Annotated in this window: 13 protein-coding genes, 3 pseudogenes and 1 riboswitch; of the genes and pseudogenes, 7 read left to right on the top strand and 9 right to left on the bottom strand. The window is 60.4% G+C overall.

Going from position 1 to position 16394, the window contains the following annotated elements:
* Window positions 1-10: 10 nt before the first annotated feature.
* Window positions 11-1963, top strand: a complete 1953-nt coding sequence (locus GTH33_RS00590; RefSeq protein WP_163956490.1) for a hypothetical protein — start codon at window positions 11-13, stop codon at window positions 1961-1963.
* A 4-nt stretch (window positions 1964-1967) separates the two neighbouring features.
* Here the strand turns inward: GTH33_RS00590 and GTH33_RS00585 are convergent, their stop codons facing one another.
* The 4 genes from GTH33_RS00585 to GTH33_RS00570 all read right to left on the bottom strand — a co-directional run bounded on the left by GTH33_RS00585 (window position 1968) and on the right by GTH33_RS00570 (window position 6224).
* On the bottom strand, window positions 1968-2861 hold the full coding sequence (locus GTH33_RS00585) for a glycosyltransferase family 2 protein (protein WP_163956488.1): 894 nt from the start codon (window positions 2859-2861) through the stop codon (window positions 1968-1970).
* A gap of 97 nt (window positions 2862-2958) precedes the next feature.
* Window positions 2959-4209 (bottom strand): WcaI family glycosyltransferase, encoded by a 1251-nt coding sequence (locus tag GTH33_RS00580; protein ID WP_163956486.1) that lies wholly within the window; start codon window positions 4207-4209, stop codon window positions 2959-2961.
* Window positions 4210-4237: 28 nt separating this feature from the next.
* Window positions 4238-5209, bottom strand: a complete 972-nt coding sequence (locus GTH33_RS00575; RefSeq protein ID WP_163956484.1) for a hypothetical protein — start codon at window positions 5207-5209, stop codon at window positions 4238-4240.
* The gene (locus GTH33_RS00570) at window positions 5202-6224 is read right to left on the bottom strand and encodes an STELLO glycosyltransferase family protein (RefSeq protein ID WP_163956482.1); all 1023 of its coding nucleotides are present in this window, start codon (window positions 6222-6224) and stop codon (window positions 5202-5204) included. The genes GTH33_RS00575 and GTH33_RS00570 overlap by 8 nt, the downstream gene beginning before the upstream one ends.
* A gap of 165 nt (window positions 6225-6389) precedes the next feature.
* Here GTH33_RS00570 and GTH33_RS00565 point away from each other — a divergent pair, with 165 nt between their 5' ends.
* From GTH33_RS00565 to GTH33_RS00555, 3 genes are all read left to right on the top strand, one after another.
* Entirely contained in the window at window positions 6390-7802 is a 1413-nt protein-coding gene (locus GTH33_RS00565) for a polysaccharide biosynthesis protein (RefSeq protein WP_163956480.1), read from the top strand.
* Window positions 7803-7812: 10 nt separating this feature from the next.
* Entirely contained in the window at window positions 7813-8985 is a 1173-nt protein-coding gene (locus GTH33_RS00560; RefSeq protein WP_163956478.1) for a glycosyltransferase, read from the top strand.
* A 71-nt stretch (window positions 8986-9056) separates the two neighbouring features.
* Window positions 9057-9563 carry an LbetaH domain-containing protein gene (locus tag GTH33_RS00555; RefSeq protein ID WP_243848533.1) on the top strand — a complete coding sequence of 169 codons (507 nt, stop codon included), beginning with the start codon at window positions 9057-9059 and terminating at the stop codon, window positions 9561-9563.
* Window positions 9564-9711: 148 nt separating this feature from the next.
* Here GTH33_RS00555 and GTH33_RS18060 read toward each other — a convergent pair whose 3' ends face one another.
* The 3 genes and pseudogenes from GTH33_RS18060 to GTH33_RS00545 form a co-directional block, all read right to left on the bottom strand.
* Window positions 9712-9969: a ribbon-helix-helix domain-containing protein gene (locus GTH33_RS18060; RefSeq protein WP_243848532.1), complete on the bottom strand. Its 258-nt coding sequence runs from the start codon at window positions 9967-9969 to the stop codon at window positions 9712-9714.
* On the bottom strand, window positions 9966-10628 hold the full coding sequence (gene parA, locus GTH33_RS00550; protein ID WP_163956475.1) for a ParA family partition ATPase: 663 nt from the start codon (window positions 10626-10628) through the stop codon (window positions 9966-9968). The genes GTH33_RS18060 and parA overlap by 4 nt, the downstream gene beginning before the upstream one ends.
* Before the next feature lie 288 nt (window positions 10629-10916).
* Window positions 10917-12014, bottom strand: a pseudogene (locus GTH33_RS00545) (IS3 family transposase).
* 125 nt (window positions 12015-12139) lie between these two features.
* Window positions 12140-12229, top strand: a riboswitch (glycine riboswitch).
* A gap of 119 nt (window positions 12230-12348) precedes the next feature.
* On the opposite strand from GTH33_RS00545, the pseudogene GTH33_RS00540 reads away from it, so the two are divergent.
* Window positions 12349-13772, top strand: a pseudogene (locus tag GTH33_RS00540) (L-serine ammonia-lyase).
* 241 nt (window positions 13773-14013) lie between these two features.
* On the opposite strand, the gene GTH33_RS18055 reads toward GTH33_RS00540, so the two are convergent.
* Both GTH33_RS18055 and GTH33_RS18050 read right to left on the bottom strand, forming a co-directional pair.
* Entirely contained in the window at window positions 14014-14238 is a 225-nt protein-coding gene (locus tag GTH33_RS18055) for a transposase (protein WP_249054817.1), read from the bottom strand.
* Between the two features lie 160 nt (window positions 14239-14398).
* Window positions 14399-14551, bottom strand: a pseudogene (locus GTH33_RS18050) (transposase); the annotation flags it as partial.
* Between the two features lie 140 nt (window positions 14552-14691).
* Between GTH33_RS18050 and rfbB the strand changes: the two are divergent.
* Together rfbB and GTH33_RS00525 are read left to right on the top strand one after the other, a co-directional pair.
* Window positions 14692-15759: a dTDP-glucose 4,6-dehydratase gene (rfbB, locus tag GTH33_RS00530; RefSeq protein WP_163956471.1), complete on the top strand. Its 1068-nt coding sequence runs from the start codon at window positions 14692-14694 to the stop codon at window positions 15757-15759.
* Between the two features lie 51 nt (window positions 15760-15810).
* Entirely contained in the window at window positions 15811-16368 is a 558-nt protein-coding gene (locus GTH33_RS00525) for an NUDIX domain-containing protein (RefSeq protein WP_163956469.1), read from the top strand.
* Window positions 16369-16394: the final 26 nt, after the last annotated feature.

Below are 16394 nucleotides of genomic sequence, written 5' to 3'. Positions count from 1 at the left end.
AGGACACCCCATGCCCATCCTGCCGCCGGCAACCGACCCCGAGCCGCTTCGATCAGACAAGGCAGACGCAGTAATAAATCGTCGTTCGCTCGTCGCAGGGCTGACGGGGGCCGTTGCGTCAGGCCCGGTATGGGCTGGAGTTGCCCAATCCACCAACGGATCCCCCCTTGCGAACAAGGTGGAGCCTTCCGGCCCTAGTGGAGACTTGCACCGCGCCATTCAAAAGGCGGCGGGTTCGGGCCGCTACGTTCCCGGCATAGGTGCGAGCTACTGGGCCCACCCCCAAGATGGTCTCTATCTGCAGCCCGGTGTCTACGACGCCGGAGATATTCCGATCACCGGCAACACATCGCCCTTCCCTGCCCTTTCCCTCTGGGCGATCCCCGGATCGGTGGTCATCCGTATCCCGGATGATAACTATCTTTTTCAGACCAGCGAACGCCTGAACCGAGTGTTCGTCTCTGGCGTAACTTTCGTAGGCGGCAAGGGCGTGTTACAGCACCTTTTCTCAGGGCTCAACGTCAACGGACGCTTCGTGTTCGAGCGATGCGTATTCGACAATTATACCGAATGTGCGATCGGCAATAACGCCCAGGATCAACCCTATCTTGAAGTGCGCGGCTGTACGTTCATGGCAGCTGAAAAGAGCAGTGCCATCGGAATTAGCTGGGGTGGTTATGCCGATGGCAGTATTATCGAAGGCAATGCATTTCTGCGCAATCGCTATCATTTGAAGATCGGTCCAAACCCCAGCGGCAGCATCCACGTGCTGCGCAACGACTTTCTGTTCTGGGACAAGACAACACCGAGGGGTGCGGCAATTTGGCTCGTGCCCGAGATCACGCCTGGTCAGTTCGGCAGCAACTCGGGCTGGGGAACGATGATTTGCGGCAATAAGTTCGGCAGCGAGAACATGCAACCGGATGACGTGCGCATCTTAGTAGCCCGCGAAGGCCCAGGCGACACCCGCCAGACACGGGCACCCAATGTACGGTTCGACACCGGCGGGGGGGACGGCGCGTTTCTGTCCGGCATCACTATCGAGAACAGCCGCATTTCCTGCTCGGGTGATGTCAGATCGCCTTTCATACGCAGCTGGATCTCGGAAGTTCGAAACCTCACCTATATCAACAATTGCCACGATGGCGGGCGGCATTTGTACCTTTGCGAGTTCATGGGGGCCCGCAAGATCGATTACGCCAATGCCAATTGGACGGTGCGATTGGAAAATGCCGACAGCCTCCTTGGCAGTTCCCCGTTCCTTCAAGGCATCAGCAATGCCGCCATCGGCCCGCAATCGGACCCAAGCGCGACCCAAGCTATTGCCGAGGAGACAATACTGCCTGGCACGGGCGGCGACGACACCTCTTTCCACCTGCTCGCGTCTGCGGATCGTCCCGAAGCCTTCAAGACCTTTGGCGAAGGTGTATCCCTGACGCCCGTCGCCGACCATGCAGGGCATAACCGCGCGGTCGAGGTCGTTCCGGTCCGGCAGGGTGGCGGCCTCGCGGATACTCTTCGTACGGCAAGGGCCGGACACCAAGGCTGGCTCGCAGTCGATCTGAAGCGCGCAAGCACAAAGAGCGCGGACGCGGTAGAGGTACGCATCTTCAACTACGCGGCGGGGATCATCGCGCGACGACTGCGCTATGTCTTGCCTGCTGAATGGCGTCGTGTCCGCATCCCTTTTACCTTGCCGGCTGCCGCAGATTCCCAAGCGTGGCAATATGTCATCGTCCCCGTCGACCCTACGGAAAATCACGCGTTCCAGGCGGCGCGGCTGTACGTCTATCATGGGCGCGAACCGCAAGCGGACGGCCATGTGTCGACCTTGGGTGACGGGAAATGGAATGGAGCCCATCTGGTCTTGGGCACGACCCATTTGTGGGAAGAAAACGGCGCGCTTTACCTGAAAGCGACCGGCGCACCGGCGCATGCGACTGACGGCACCCAATTGGGGTAGATCGCTACAGGTCCAATATTCGCTCCGGACGCAGCCTTCCTCGAAGCACGTCGCCGAACGCGCGCAGATTGCCGTCCAGCCGGCCGCGATAATCGAATAGAGGATGCCGGTAGAAAGCCCGCAGCGCGTTCAATACCAACGCCTGGGCCAGAAAGCGTGCGGTGAGAAGCGGCGGACAAGTCCCCTTGCCTGCCAGATATAGCGGATTGGCAATCTGCGAATAGCCGTAGCGGCGTCCACTGACCCGGGCCCCCTTCGAACCGAGGTGGACGCCGGCACAATGCCTGGCAAGCACCTGGCGACCTTGCAGCTGGCCGGAGAAATCGAGATCCTCCAACCAGCCGTAAAGCGGTAATCGTTCATCAAACCGTGCCCTGTCGAATACCGCGGCGCGTACTGCCATGTTGCATCCGTATAGCCGCGGCACGGATTGGGCCGCCTCCCCGGCGGGCCGCACCCAGGCGGCAAGAACGTTGCTCGCCTCCGCTTCGTCGATAGCAGCCGTCTTGGCCCCATCCCGAAGAACCGCGCCGGTCAGGCCGACGACGTCTTCGTGCGTCTTGAACACGGCCGCGGCCGCATCGAGCCAATCGCGATGAGGCCGGAAATCATCGTCGAAGAAGACAATAACGTCCGCAGCCACGGCGTTCTCGAGCAGGTGGCGCACACCGGCATTGCGCTGCCGCGGAAGACCTGGCTCGCTTGAGGCAAGCGTGATCACCGGCAGCACGGCGGTTTCCGTTCCCGCCCAATCCGCAGGGGAGCTGCCGACGATCACCACATGATCGGGGCGACGATGACCCTGGGCCAGTCGCTCCAGCAATATGCAGACTTCGGCCGCGCGCCCGCGGGTCGCCACGACCACAGCGATCGTCGGCGAAGATGAACGCGCGATCATGCGGTCCCCTTTCTCTGAAATATCCGTCGGATCGGCATCGATTCGGACCCTGAATGCCGGCACCCTAGGGCGGCTACGTCGAGACGGCAAAGCGCGTTCACCGGCTTACTCCGACAGGTTTGACCCCGGCGACCACCGAGCTCAAGTCGTCCAGGAACCCTTGCACCGTCACTTCCTTGTTCCAGCTCTGCTCCGCTCGTTGTCGTGCCGCACGGCTGCACCGGTCCCGGAGCGAAGCATCGTCAAGCAGCCGCTCGATCGCATTGGCAAACGCCACTTCGTCTTCGGGAGGGGTAACTAACCCGCATCCCTCCACTTCGCGCGCCAAGCCGGTGCCGGCGGATGCGGTTGCGACGACTGGTCTCCCGGACGCGAGCATGTTGGTCAATTTGGACGGCAGTACCAGGTCAGCCGCATTACCCTTCTGCGGCAACAGGTGAACCGTGGCGAGCGACAGCAGATCGGATAGGCGGTCTTTTGGCTGCAGACCGGCTATGACGATGTTATGGCAGCCATCTGCTTGCTGCTCCAGTGCCGCGCGGTTGGGGCCATCACCGCAGATGACGATGGTAAGGTCGTGGCGGTGCTTCAGTCGCCTGGCCGCGGCCACCACGATCTCGATCCCTTGCTTGTTGGCGATGTTGCCCGAATATAATGCGACATAGGGCGTCGTAATGCCGAGTTCCTGCCGATAGGGCGATTGAGCGCCTTGCGGTCTGATCGCATGGAGGTCCGCCCAGTTGCGCATCTGCCGAATTCGACTCGCGGGCACACCAAGATCATCTAGGCGACGGCACATTTCAGGCCCGATACTGCTCACCCGATCGAACAGCCCCATGATCGTGCGTTCCACGGACCTGGCGAGTCGCGCGGCTTTGGAATTGCCATTGAGCAGCCCGGTCGCAACCGCTGCCTCCACTTCGAAGTCCTGAATATGCAACCAGGCGATCGATCCAGCCAGACGGGCGGCAGCCCAGCCGACCGGGGCCGCCATTAACGAAGGCGCGATGCACAATACAGCATCGGGACGCCAGCGAAAGCCGCTCCACAATCCCGGAACCAGCACGCTCAATGCAAAGCTGGCATGGTGCAGCAATCGTCGGACACCCGAGGGATGGGAGGGCACATAGATGGGGCAGCGTAGAACCCGCACCCCATCACAGGTTTCGCTCCACCAAAAAGGGCGACGGTAGGCGTGCTGAACCTGCCACTCGGGATAATAAGGCTTGGCAGTCAACACGCGCACATCGTGACCCGCCTGTAAGAGCGACCTCGCCAGATCGCTCGTATATACCGCGATCCCGATTTTCTCGGGTGCATAGTTTATGCCCAGAATCAGCAGCTTCATCGGTCAGCCCTCAGATCGTCAATGCGCCTTAGCGCCACTGACTCAGCTTGACCGGGTGGACATACAGATACTCGTCCGGGAACTCTTTCATCAGGCGATCGCGGTCGTTGCCGAAACGAGCGGCAAACACCGGGGTCTCCGCCGGATCCCAAAACTCGATTCCCTGCCACGCGAAATCCGGCTGACGCGCTGCCAACGGGTCGTTGAATCTCTCGCCCGGCTTCAGTTCGGTTTTCACCCGATCGACCGCCAGGGCCAACGCAGTCGGCACCGCGACTTCCGCGAAGATGTCGAGGGCCGCGAATACCCCGCAATAATGGGTGAAGCGCCGGATCGCCTCGGCTGGTACCACGAAAAAGTCGGCATAGCCCATCAACAAGGGGTAATCGCTCGGCTTGCCGTGCAGCTTCACCGCCCAAGGCGCGGCCAGATAGCCCGCGGCCGGAAGCAGTTTGGTCAGAGCATGCTTTGCCTCGCTCAGCGAGCGCATCTTGGACGGATGATCCTGCAAACCCATGCCAGCAAACTTTGCGCGCGCCTCATCTTCGGGCGGGAGTTCGGCACGCCAGTCGAAACCATCCCCATTACGCCGCAGAGCGATGCTGGCCGGCAGGGACCGATGCCACTGGTATCGTACGGAGTCGAGCGGCGCGAGCGACTTGATATATCCGGTAGACGCATCAAGATCCAGTTTGCACGCGATGTTCCACGCATCTATTCTCGGATTGAGAATCAAATCATCCGAGATGAAGACGTAGTGCGTTGCCTCGTCGTCGATGAACGAGGCCGCGCCTTGGGCAACGTGACCGCTGAACTGCCAGCTCGATTCTGTAATGCGGCATACGTCCGCCCTTTCGGAACGAGCGAAAGGCATCAGATAGGTGCGCTTGGGAAAGCGCTCCCCATAAATCTCGTCGAGCTTCTCGATATTACGCTCGAACCGATGATTGAAGATGAAAACTGCGCTCGCGCGGTTTTCCTGCCGATCCACTTCAGCCAAGGATCGTCGCCAGATCGGTCAGCCATGCGTCAAGCAACGGCAGCTCCTCCGCTCCGACGTAGTCGCCATCAACCAGCGCGCCATAACATTTGCGCAGATTTTCCCCCATGGTACCCAGATCGGTACCGGCCTTGAGGTCCAGAGCATCCAAGGCTTCAGCGATCTTGCGATTGCCAAGATAGCCACTAATTTCGTCCTCGAAATCGCGCATCAGACTATGGTCGTTGCGATCCTGAACAACCGTTGCCTCTCGGAACAGGATGGACCAACCGTTCACGCCTGCAATCCGTTGCGCGACAAAGCTGCGCCAGATATCCGTCATACGGAAGCTGCAGTAAGCCGGCAGATAAAGAAGCGGGAAGGCTTCGCTGTAGTGGATCGTGTTTTGGCTGTTGTAAGGGCACCATGTCCCGGCGGACAGCGCCACACGCTGCGATTTGTCGAAGTTGAACGGCAACGGCAGTGCGAGCCGATAGATGGCATCCACGTCCGGGTTCTCATTCGCCAGCCCTTGCTGGATGGGAATGCGCACAGCCTGCGGCTCCAACAGTACAGGCAGCGGGGCGTTGATCTCGTCCAGCGGCAGTCCGCGCGGCCAGATTAGTCCGTCGGTGAAGTAGCGATAGACGTTAACCCAACCGGCTTGCGCAACGGCCGGCAGCGTCGCTTCTAGCGGCAACGCCTCGTAAAAATCGGGACCTGGCAGATTGTCGTCGTCGGTTTCGATGATCAGCTCGACACCCGTCTGGATCGCCAGCAGATATCCGATGTTCTTGCGCGCGTAATGACGCGTCGGGCACAGCCCCGCCGTCACAAAGGCGAGTTCGCGCTGGGCAGCGTAGCTATAGAAGCGGCATCCTTCCAGCTCGAACTCGTCAGGCGATTTGGTGTCTCCCACGACGTAGAAGTCCAGTCCGCGTTCACGGCAATCGGCAGAGATCGCCTTCATCACCGCGTTGGGGGCGGCAATCGAGGTCAGAACGACGGCGGCTTTTGGGTTCTTGGTTTCTGTCATGGCGCTTTCGACGGTTGCATTGCACATGGCGCTTACCCGCTTGGGTGGCCGATTGGCCAGCCCTGGTTTGACAGGCTATCGACCGGTCAGCGGAGTCTGCCCTGCACATTGATTGACTTGTTGAGCCGTCAATCGCAAGCAGCCGCTGCGGAGTGAGCATCATCTATGAACGAACGACCAAACGGGGCCGTGGCGATGGCATCCGACATGCAGGATATATCCCTCTTGCAGCGGCTTGCCCGCAACGGCGCGGCCGCATCGGTGCTCGAGGTGCTGGTTACGGGTGGGTTTCTGCTGATCGCCTTTCGCGTCGTCATTGCGCATTCTTCGCTGAAGCAATTCGGTGTCTGGGCACTGATCCAGTCTTTGACATCGGTAATCAAGCTTGCCGACGTAGGCGTCGCCGGGGCATTGCCCAAGTTCATAGGTCAGATGAGCCGTGAGGATCGCGAACGACGTATATGGCCCTATATTGATACGTCAATCATCTTTACCTTCTGCTTCTATGCACTGGTTGCGTCGATCGCCTATTATCCGCTGAGCCTTGCGCTTCGGCATAGCTTGGAACCGGGTCAGCAGTCCCTTGGACATACCATGCTTCCGCTGGTATTGGTAAATGCAATCCTATGGAGCCTCAGCACCGTCCCCATCGCCGCACTGGTGGGCATTCGCAAAGGTACCAATAAGAGCATCATCAACATGACCGGGGCGGCTCTACTGCTTGTGACGGCCATTGTCCTTGCTCCTCGCTTGCAGCTTATGGGCCTGGTGTTCGCTCAGATGATCCAGTTCATCTTCGTGATCATTGCGGCATGGGCCAGCTTATCACGCCATCTCCGCGCAGGCCGATTCCGGCTTAGATTGCGTTTTCACCGCGACGTCATCCGCGAGACCATCGGCCTGTCTTTGCTGACGCAAGCCAACACGGCCATGGCACAATTGTACGACGTGGTGGTGCGATTGGTCCTGACGCGGGTTGGGGGAACCGCGAGCACCGCCGTCTACGAGCTGGTCGAACGTGTATTCCAACCGGTCCGCGTCCTGTTGATCGGTCCCGCTTTTCTTAGTGTTCCTATCCTCGCTCGCGCTTTTGCACGGCGACAGCTGCGGGCGATCGGCCATATATACGAACGGCAGGTTGCACTCATCACCGCTTCGGCGTTGATCGTCTATGCTGGCGTGGCATTGTTGGCACCTGTCGTGTCGCTAGTGCTCTTGCGCCGTGTCGATCAGCAATTCCTGCTGTTCTTCTTTATCGACTGGGTCGCGACGTTCGTTTACGTCTTGTGCATTCCCGGAATGCTGTTCGGCCCCGCATCGGGCAAGCTGCGATACAATATTATGGGCAACGTCTTTCAACTGGCAGGATCGCTTGTCGCCGGGACGGTCGCGGGGTTCCTATATGGTCCCCTAGCGGCCCTGGGAGGAATTGCCTGTGTCAACATCGCCAGTTCGCTGTTTCAGACCCGGGCCAATACATTGGCGAACGGAGCGCCGCTCTTGCCAAGCAAACGCCTGGTGGGGCGCCTGATGCAGCGTGGCGGGATGAAGCTCCTGTTTCGACCGATCATGAGCTGACCCATTCCCAATGAACCAGGCTACAACACAGAAGGTGAGCAGGACAGTGCGCGATCGACGATTACGGGTTGGCCTGTTGTCGCCCTGGGCCTCGCGATTGGGCGGAGGCGTCTTCGAGGCAGTCGTTGCCCATGCAGCCATGCTGTGCGCAGCCGGCGCTGATCCCGTCATCTTTGCACTGGAGGACCTACACAGTGCGGACGACCGTAGTCGTTTCGATGGAATCCCGGTGCAGTTGGGGCGGACGTTGGGACCGAGCCAGATAGGATACAGCCCCGATCTGGGACGCAAGCTGGCCGCGGCCGACATCGACCTTCTACATCTTCATGGCATCTGGATGGCAACATCTCATTTGGCGGAGCGCTGGGCTGCCGTGACGCGTCGTCCATATGTCATCTCTCCACATGGAATGCTGGACCCTTGGATCACGCAGCGCGGGCAGGCCAAAAAGGCAATCGCCCGGCTTGGCTACGAACATCGCAGCTGGCGGCGTGCCAATCTTTTCCATGCACTTACCCGCGCTGAGGCCGCAGACATCCAGCGTGAAACGGGCAATGACGCTATTGCCGTCATTCCGAACGCCGTAGATGCGCACCTATATGACAATGAAGGGCGCGACTCGGCTACGGCCCGTATCGTCTATCTGGGTCGCATCCACCCTAAGAAGAACATTGACGGATTGATCGACGCTTGGCAAATTCTGGTCAAACAGCGGGGCCCAGCTGCACCACAACTTACGATCGCTGGTTGGGGGGATCCAATACATGTTGCCGCGCTGCAGGCACGTATCGACTTAGTTCTAGATTCCCGATTATCCTTTACCGGCCCCGTCTACGGCGACGCCAAGCGGGCATTAATTGGGAGTGCAACGGCGCTCGCCTTGCCATCTCATAGTGAGGGTTTGCCAATGGTAATCCTTGAAAGCTGGGCTTCCGGCATCCCCGTTGCCATGTCGCAACATTGCAACTTACCGGTCGGCTTCACCAGCGGTGCCGCCATCGACAGTGGCGTTGACGCCCATTCCATTGCAGCTGCACTAGCGGTCTTGCTCGATGAGAGTGGGGCCGCACGGCAACGTCGCCGTGCGGCAGCACGAGATCTTGCCACTCAGTGCTTTTCGCCGCAGATTGTCAGCGAGCAGTGGATGGCGGCATATCACCGCATATTGGAGCGGAATTCGTGAAGCAGCCAAGCGGATCTGATCCGTTGAGCGCAGAGGCTGCAAGGAGCGCCACTGGCGGACCTAGCTTCAGCTTGGCCAATCGCCTGATGCGGGTATTGTGGGGAATCAGCTGGCTATGCCTTGCCCGCTGGACGCCCCCTCCACTTCATAGCTGGCGCGCACTAATTTTGCGGCTATTTGGCGCAAGAATAGGCAAAGGTACGCGGATTTATTCCAGCGTAAATATTTGGCTACCCGCTAACCTCGACATTGGTAGTGGTTCGGTGCTCGGGCCCCGCGTACGTTGCTATAATCAAGGCAGGATCACGATCGGCGATCACGTCACCGTGTCGCAGGATGCGTCATTATGCGCCAGCAGTCATGATGTCTCGGATTGCCACTTTCAATTGCAGATAAGACCGATCGTGATAGAAAATCATGCCTGGATTGCTGCGGAATCCTTTGTAGGGCCCGGAGTTCGAGTTGATGAAGGCGCTGTGCTTGGCGCTCGTGGTGTAGCTATGCGCGATCTTGCGGCTTGGACAATTAATTCGGGAAATCCCGCCGAGTTTTTGCGCGGTCGCGCATTTGATAACTAGTACAATCCTTAGTATACAGCCTATAGACGTATACTATGTTAGATTTATTGATGATATGGAAGGACACTATGTCTTCGATAGATAAATTTACGAGAATGTTTATATTGAATATAATCAGGAAATGCGTTATAATATGCTAGCGCTACTTTTAATCCCCGATCGGACTTTCTCCGTGCTTTCTTAGCACATCGTTAAAAGCTTCGGCCATCAAAGCCTGAAGGCTCCTACTTTGGCGCCTTGCTAGCGTATGCATTGCGAACGACATTTCGGGGCTAAAGAAACCAGCGATTTGTTTCCGGCCTTGGCGGCTCGCCGGTACGGCTGAGGTAGCGGCGAAAGCTGGCTCTACGGTTGGGGCCGACACCAGGCCAGAGCGCAGGTTGGCAAAGCTGGGTTTGCGGCTCATGCAGCGGCTTTCCGGTTAGTTGGTTTGCGGGGCGCAGATAGGCCGACCTGTCGACATGTCCACGTGTAAATTTGACGAATGTCATCGGCAGCCTTACCGCCGGGTTCGTATTCCATAACGGTGCGGCCTTCGCCGCTGGCGTGGCGATAGGCAGCGCGGTCAGGAATCTGAATCGGACAGGGCGGCGTGCCGAATCCCTCCACTAGTTCGCCCGCCTCCTGATAGACACGTGGCGCATTGGGGCTGCCGGCAGTGAAGACAACATAGGCGGGTTTCTTGAGAAGCTGGACGAGCTTCGCGGTGATTTGAATTGCCGAGAGGTCGAAGGCGCTAGGCCGGCACGGGATCAGCACCAAATCGGCGACCTCAACCGCGGCGCGGGCGGCGCTGTCGGCGTGAGGTGGCGTATCGATGACGATCAGCTCGGCACCCTGTGCGCGGGCGGCCTCGACTTTGGCGGCGAGGCGCGGGGGTGGGCTGTCGATCACCTCCGGCGGTGCATCGCTGCGCCATGCTGCCCATTGACTGGCTGTTGCCTGCGGATCGGTATCGATGATGAGCACGACCCGGCCAGCGTCCTGAGCCGCGGCTGCGAGGTGGATGGCGAGAGTCGTTTTTCCCGCTCCCCCCTTCTGACTAATGATCGCGATAACTGGCATGAAACCACCTCTACATGTCGACATGGTGGCGTGGCAAGTCCTCGACATGTCTGCGCAAGCATAATTCCTACCCGACGTGAGGATGTCCGCTGGCGACCGTTTGCTTCTCTCAAGAAGCATGTAATGGCTGGAGCCAGCGCTCCTGTGATTGAGTACCGTTCTTAGGGTTGACCTGAGCCCTTGACGTCCTCCCTCTTTTTTCATCCAAGCTGAGTGAGAGTTTCCGGCGCTTTTGAGCCTCACCCCGTCTTAGGTCCGGTCTTTATGAGAAAACCGGCTCTCTTTTCGTCAGGGCAGGCATGCCTGCCCTGACGAAAAAGCGCGCTCCATCGGGGTCTGGTTGCCGAGGGAGCTATGCGGACGGTGCTCGTTGTAATCGCGCCGCCACGCCTCACATTTTACCCGTGCGTCGTCCAAGCTCAAGAACCAGTATGCGTTGAGGCATTCGGCCCGCACGCGGCCATTGAACGCCTCCGCAAACGCATTGTCGGTCGGTTTGCCGGGGCGGCTGAAGTCCAGCACTACATCATGCTGATAGGCCCATAGATCGAGATCCTTCGAGATGAATTCCGGCCCATTATCCAGACGTATGCGCTTGGGGCGACCGTGTGCCGCGGCAATGCGGTCGAGCGTTTCCACCACGTCAGAGCCACGATAGCTCATCCGTACATCGAGCGCTGGCGACACGCGCGTGAAGTTGTCGACGATCGACAGCACCCGGATCTTGCGCCCGTCGAACAGCTGGTCCGACAGGAAATCCATCGACCAGCACTCGTTGGGCGCCGTCGCCGGCGTCCGGTCATCGCGCAGCTTCGCCTTCACCTTGCGCTTGGGCGTCTTGTTGCGCAGCTGCAGCCCGAGTTCGCGATACAGCCGATGAGTGCGCTTGTGGTTGATCTCCCAGCCCTCCCGCCGGAGCAGAACATGGATGCGTCGATACCCGTAGCGAACACGGGTCGCAGCCAACTCCTTGATCCGCATCTTGAGGCCGGCCTGATCGAGGCGGCGGGACTGATAGCGCTGGGTCGATCGATTGATCGGAAACGCGCCGCAGGCTCGCCGTTCGCTGACCTGGTAGCTCGCCTGCAAATAGCCGACGATCTCCCGGGCTCGACCAGGCCCTACATTTTTCGGCGGATGACATCCTGCAGCATCTCTTTGTCCAGGCTGAGGTTCGCCACCAGCCGCTTCAGCCGGACGTTCTCCTCCTCCAGCACCTTGAGGCGCTTCATCTCCGACGGCATCAGACCCCCGTATTTGCTGCGCCATCGATAGTAGGTCTGGATCGAGATGCCGGCTTTCCGACATACCTCCTCCACGGTCGTTCCATCCTCGGCCTGCTTGAGAATGAACGCGATCTGCCTCGCTGAACCTCGACTTCTTCATTGACGGATTCCCTCGTCCGGCATCTGCCAAACCTAACCGGGAATTTCTCACAAAGAACGGACCAATCCACAGGGCTCAGGTCAAACCCACCCTTGACGCCTACCCCGCCCCCGCCGATACCCGTGTCCATCGACATGGGAGAGACCGGGTTCAGCCCCGGCGCCGAAGGAGCAACCGCCCCGGAAACTCTCAGGCAGAAGGACCATGGCGATGCGAGGATATCTGGAGAGAGGCGCAGGGGCGACCCCACGTCCGCCGACGGGATAGCGATCTCAGGCACAAGCGACAGATGGGGCATGCGCACGGCCGGATATGTCCGGCGATGGGGACATGCATGCACGTCGACACGTCTACACCCCTACCCGCTGCGCTTGACCGCGGGCTGAACCGGCCGATCAGTGTCACCGAGCTGTTCACGATTGGCATTGGCCCGTCGAGTTCGCACACCGTCGGGCCGATGCGCGCGGCGTTCGACTTCGCACAGCGGGCCGTGGGATACAGCGGAGAAGGGGTAGAAGCGCCGGTACGCGTCACCTGCGATCTGTACGGCAGCCTCGCGTTGACCGGCCATGGCCATGCGACCGATACCGCCACCATCCTAGGCCTTGCCGGCTGGGAGCCCGAGCGGCTGAATCCCGATGCGGCACCGCGCATCCTCGCTGATATCGCCGTGCAGAGCTGCCTGCCGCTCGCTGGCACTCACCCGGTTGATTTCGCGGCCACCGATATCGTCTTCCACTCTCGCGAATTCCTGCCCGAACATCCCAACGGCATGACGTTCACCGCGCGCCTCGCCGATGGCGGAACCTACGCCGAGACCTATTTCTCAATCGGCGGGGGTGCGATCCTGCGCAAGGGCGCGCCGGAGTCGGCGAGCAACATCGCGGTGCGCCATCCGTTCAGTTCGGGCGCCGAATTGCTCGTGCTGGGCGACGAGACGGGCCTGTCGATTGCCGACATCGTCCGCGCGAACGAGACCGCGTGGCGCGAGGTTTCCGAAACCGACGCCTTCCTCGACGATGTCCGCACCGCAATGCACGCCTGCATCGACCGCGGCATGGCGCAGGACGGCATCCTGCCCGGCGGCCTGAAGGTCAGGCGCCGAGCGCGCGCGATCGAACAGGGGCTGACCGGCGATACGCCTGGCAGCAATCCCGCAGAAGTGTTCGAATGGGTCAGCCTTTGGGCGCTCGCGGTGAACGAGGAGAATGCGGCGGGCGGCCGCGTCGTCACCGCGCCGACTAACGGTGCCGCGGGCGTGCTGCCCGCCGTGCTGCGCTTCTACGAAACGCTGATCGCGCGTGACGAGGCCACGCGGCGGGAAGGCGCACGCACGTTCCTGCTGACCGCCGCGGCGATCGGCATGTTGTACAAGAAGCGCGCGTCGATCTCGGCGGCCGAGATGGGCTGTCAGGGCGAGGTCGGCGTCGCCTGCTCGATGGCGGCGGGCGCTCTCGCAGCGGTGTTGGGCGGGAGCAACGGCCAGATCGAGAATGCCGCGGAGATCGGCATGGAACATAACCTTGGCCTCACCTGCGACCCAATCGGCGGGTTGGTGCAAATCCCCTGCATCGAGCGCAACACGATGGGCGCGGTGAAGGCCATCAACGCTGCCTATCTAGCTCTGCGCGGCGACGGCAGCCATGTCGTCAGCCTAGACGCGGTGATCGAGACGATGCGCCAGACCGGCGAGGACATGCGCTCGCAATATAAGGAGACGAGCCTGGGGGGCTGGCCGTCAACGTTGTGGAATGTTGACGTATCTACATGACGACATTGAGCTAGGTCACGTGGACCAAGGGTAGCCAGAGCAAGGCTGAGGCAAGACTGATGAAGCCGATATAGGAGTTGGCCGTTTTGTCGTAGCGGGTCGCGACGCGTCGCCAGTTCCTCAGCTTGTTGAAGAAGTGCTCGATGCGGTTGCGCCAGCGATACTTCACACGGTCGCGCGGCGCGGGATGGCGGCGGTTAACTCTAGCGGGGATCACCGCCTTAGATCTCAGCCAGACAGCTCCTCCCGGATCGCATCGGCGTCATAGCCCTTGTCAGCGCGCACGACGTTGATCCAGTCGCCAATCATGCGCATCAGCGGGGGGAAGCCTTTGACATCATGCGCCTGTCCGGGTGTCAGCACGAGGGCAAGCGGTCCCTGAGCGTCGCACCTGGCGTGGAGCTTGGTTGTGAACCCGCCGCGCGAACGGCCGGGCGCCTCCGCGTGCCCAATTCCTTTTTATCCCCGCCGCGCAGTGGTGCGCCCACACGACCGTGCTGTCGATCATGTCGGCGCTGCCGTCCCGCGCGACTACCTCGGCCAGCGTCTCAAGCAGCGCGTCGAACACGCCGGTCGTCGTCCACCGCCGATAACGGCGGAACACGCTGTTCCACTTGCCATACTCATCTGGCAGCCGCCGCCATTGCGCCCCTGTCCGGGCGATCCACATCATGCCTTCGGAGTAGCGGCGGTTGTCCCACGCCGGGCGGCAGCCCCTACCGCGCTCGGCCGGCAGCAACGCATCGACGATCCCCCCACTCCGCATCCGACAACCCGATCCGCTCACCCAAGGCCGCCTCCAAATGGCAGCGTTGAATTAACCGCAGTTCACGACGTCAACCTTTGTCCAAGCAACCTAGTGTAGCTGCAGCGATGGATTAACTTTCAGACACTAGAATCGGGCTCATGCGCATCTTCGTTACCGGCGGAGCCGGCTTCATCGGCTCGGCGCTCGTTCGCCACCTGATCCGTAACACCGGGTACGAAGTGCTGGTCTATGACGCACTGACCTACGCCGGTACGCTCAATGCGCTCGCACCGGTCGCCGACAATCTGCGCTGCCGCCTCGTCCACGGCGACATTCGCGATGGTACCGCGGTTTTGGCCGCGCTCCGGGATTTTCGGCCCGACATCGTCACGCACCTTGCCGCGGAGAGCCATGTCGATCGCTCGATCGACGGACCGGGCGCCTTCATCGACACCAATGTCGTCGGCACCTTCACAATGCTGTCGGCGGCCCGCGCCTATTGGCTGGATCTCGCACCCGCCGATCGCGCTACATTCCGCTTCCACCATGTCTCGACAGACGAGGTGTTCGGAAGCCTAGGCCCGACTGGCCTGTTTACCGAGAACACGCCCTACGATCCGCGGTCACCCTATTCGGCGAGTAAGGCGGCGTCAGATCATCTGGTCAGCGCCTGGGGGCATACCTATGACCTGCCGGTGCTCATTACCAATTGCTCGAACAATTATGGACCGTATCACTTTCCCGAAAAGATGATCCCGCTGATGATCGTCAAGGCACTCGCCGGCGAAACCTTGCCGGTATACGGCCGCGGCGAGAACGTACGCGACTGGCTGTTCGTAGACGATCATGTCCGCGCACTGCAGGCCGTGTTCGAACGGGGCAAGCCCGGGCGACGCTACAACATCGGCGGCAATGCCGAACGCCGCAACATTGACGTCGTGGAAACGCTCTGTGCAACGCTCGATCGATTGCGTCCACGCCAGGACGGCCGCTCCTATGTAACGCAGATCGGCTTCGTCGCCGACCGTCCCGGCCATGACCTGCGTTATGCGATCGACGCTACGCGCATTCGAGACGAACTTGGCTGGACTCCGCGGGAAAGCTTTGAGACCGGGTTGGAGATGACGGTGTGTTGGTATCTGGGCAACGAAGCCTGGTGGCGCCCTATTGTTGCTGCACAGGCGGCGGACATACGGCGGGGACTCAATAACGCCATGGCTGCCTGAAGCAGCGCTTTACAATTGCGAGGGCACCGTCCCCCGCCTAGCCGGTGCGGCATGACCGATACCGTCCTCACCAGCCGCCCCCTATACCGAGGCTGGCTCAGCCTCATCATGCTGCGCCTGCGCCTCAGTGGAACCGAATGCGAGCGGGCAATCGTCGAGCATGTCTCGGGCGCAACAGTCCTCGCCTATGATCCTGACCGCCGTGTCGCCATGACAGTACGCCAGACGCGCGATGCGGTATTGTATCTGGGCGAGGCGCCTTTCCCCGAGGCGATCGCCGGCGCGACCGAGCGCGAAGCCCCGGCTGACACCGCTTATCGTGAAGCATACGAGGAAACCGGCCTGCGACTGCGTCAGCTTGAACCTGTTGCCCAGGTTTGGATGACTCCTTCATCCACCACCGAGCGGGTCCACCTATTCCTTGCTGAATATACTACCAATGATCGCACTGGCTTGGGCGGTGGAATGGCCGAGGAACTTGAGACGATCGACGCGCGCGAAGAGAAATTGGCGACTCTCTGGGCGGATGTGACAAGTGGCCGGATGACCGATGCCAAGCTATTTATGCTACTCCAGGCTCTACGGCTCCGCCGGCCGGATTTATTCTAACCATTTTTTATCGCTGACTGCTATAT

The sequence above is a fragment of the Sphingomonas insulae genome, from assembly GCF_010450875.1.
GTDB lineage: Bacteria > Pseudomonadota > Alphaproteobacteria > Sphingomonadales > Sphingomonadaceae > Sphingomonas > Sphingomonas insulae.
The sequence above is the reverse complement of the archived record's forward strand: the minus strand, read 5'-3'. Positions and strand labels throughout refer to the sequence as shown.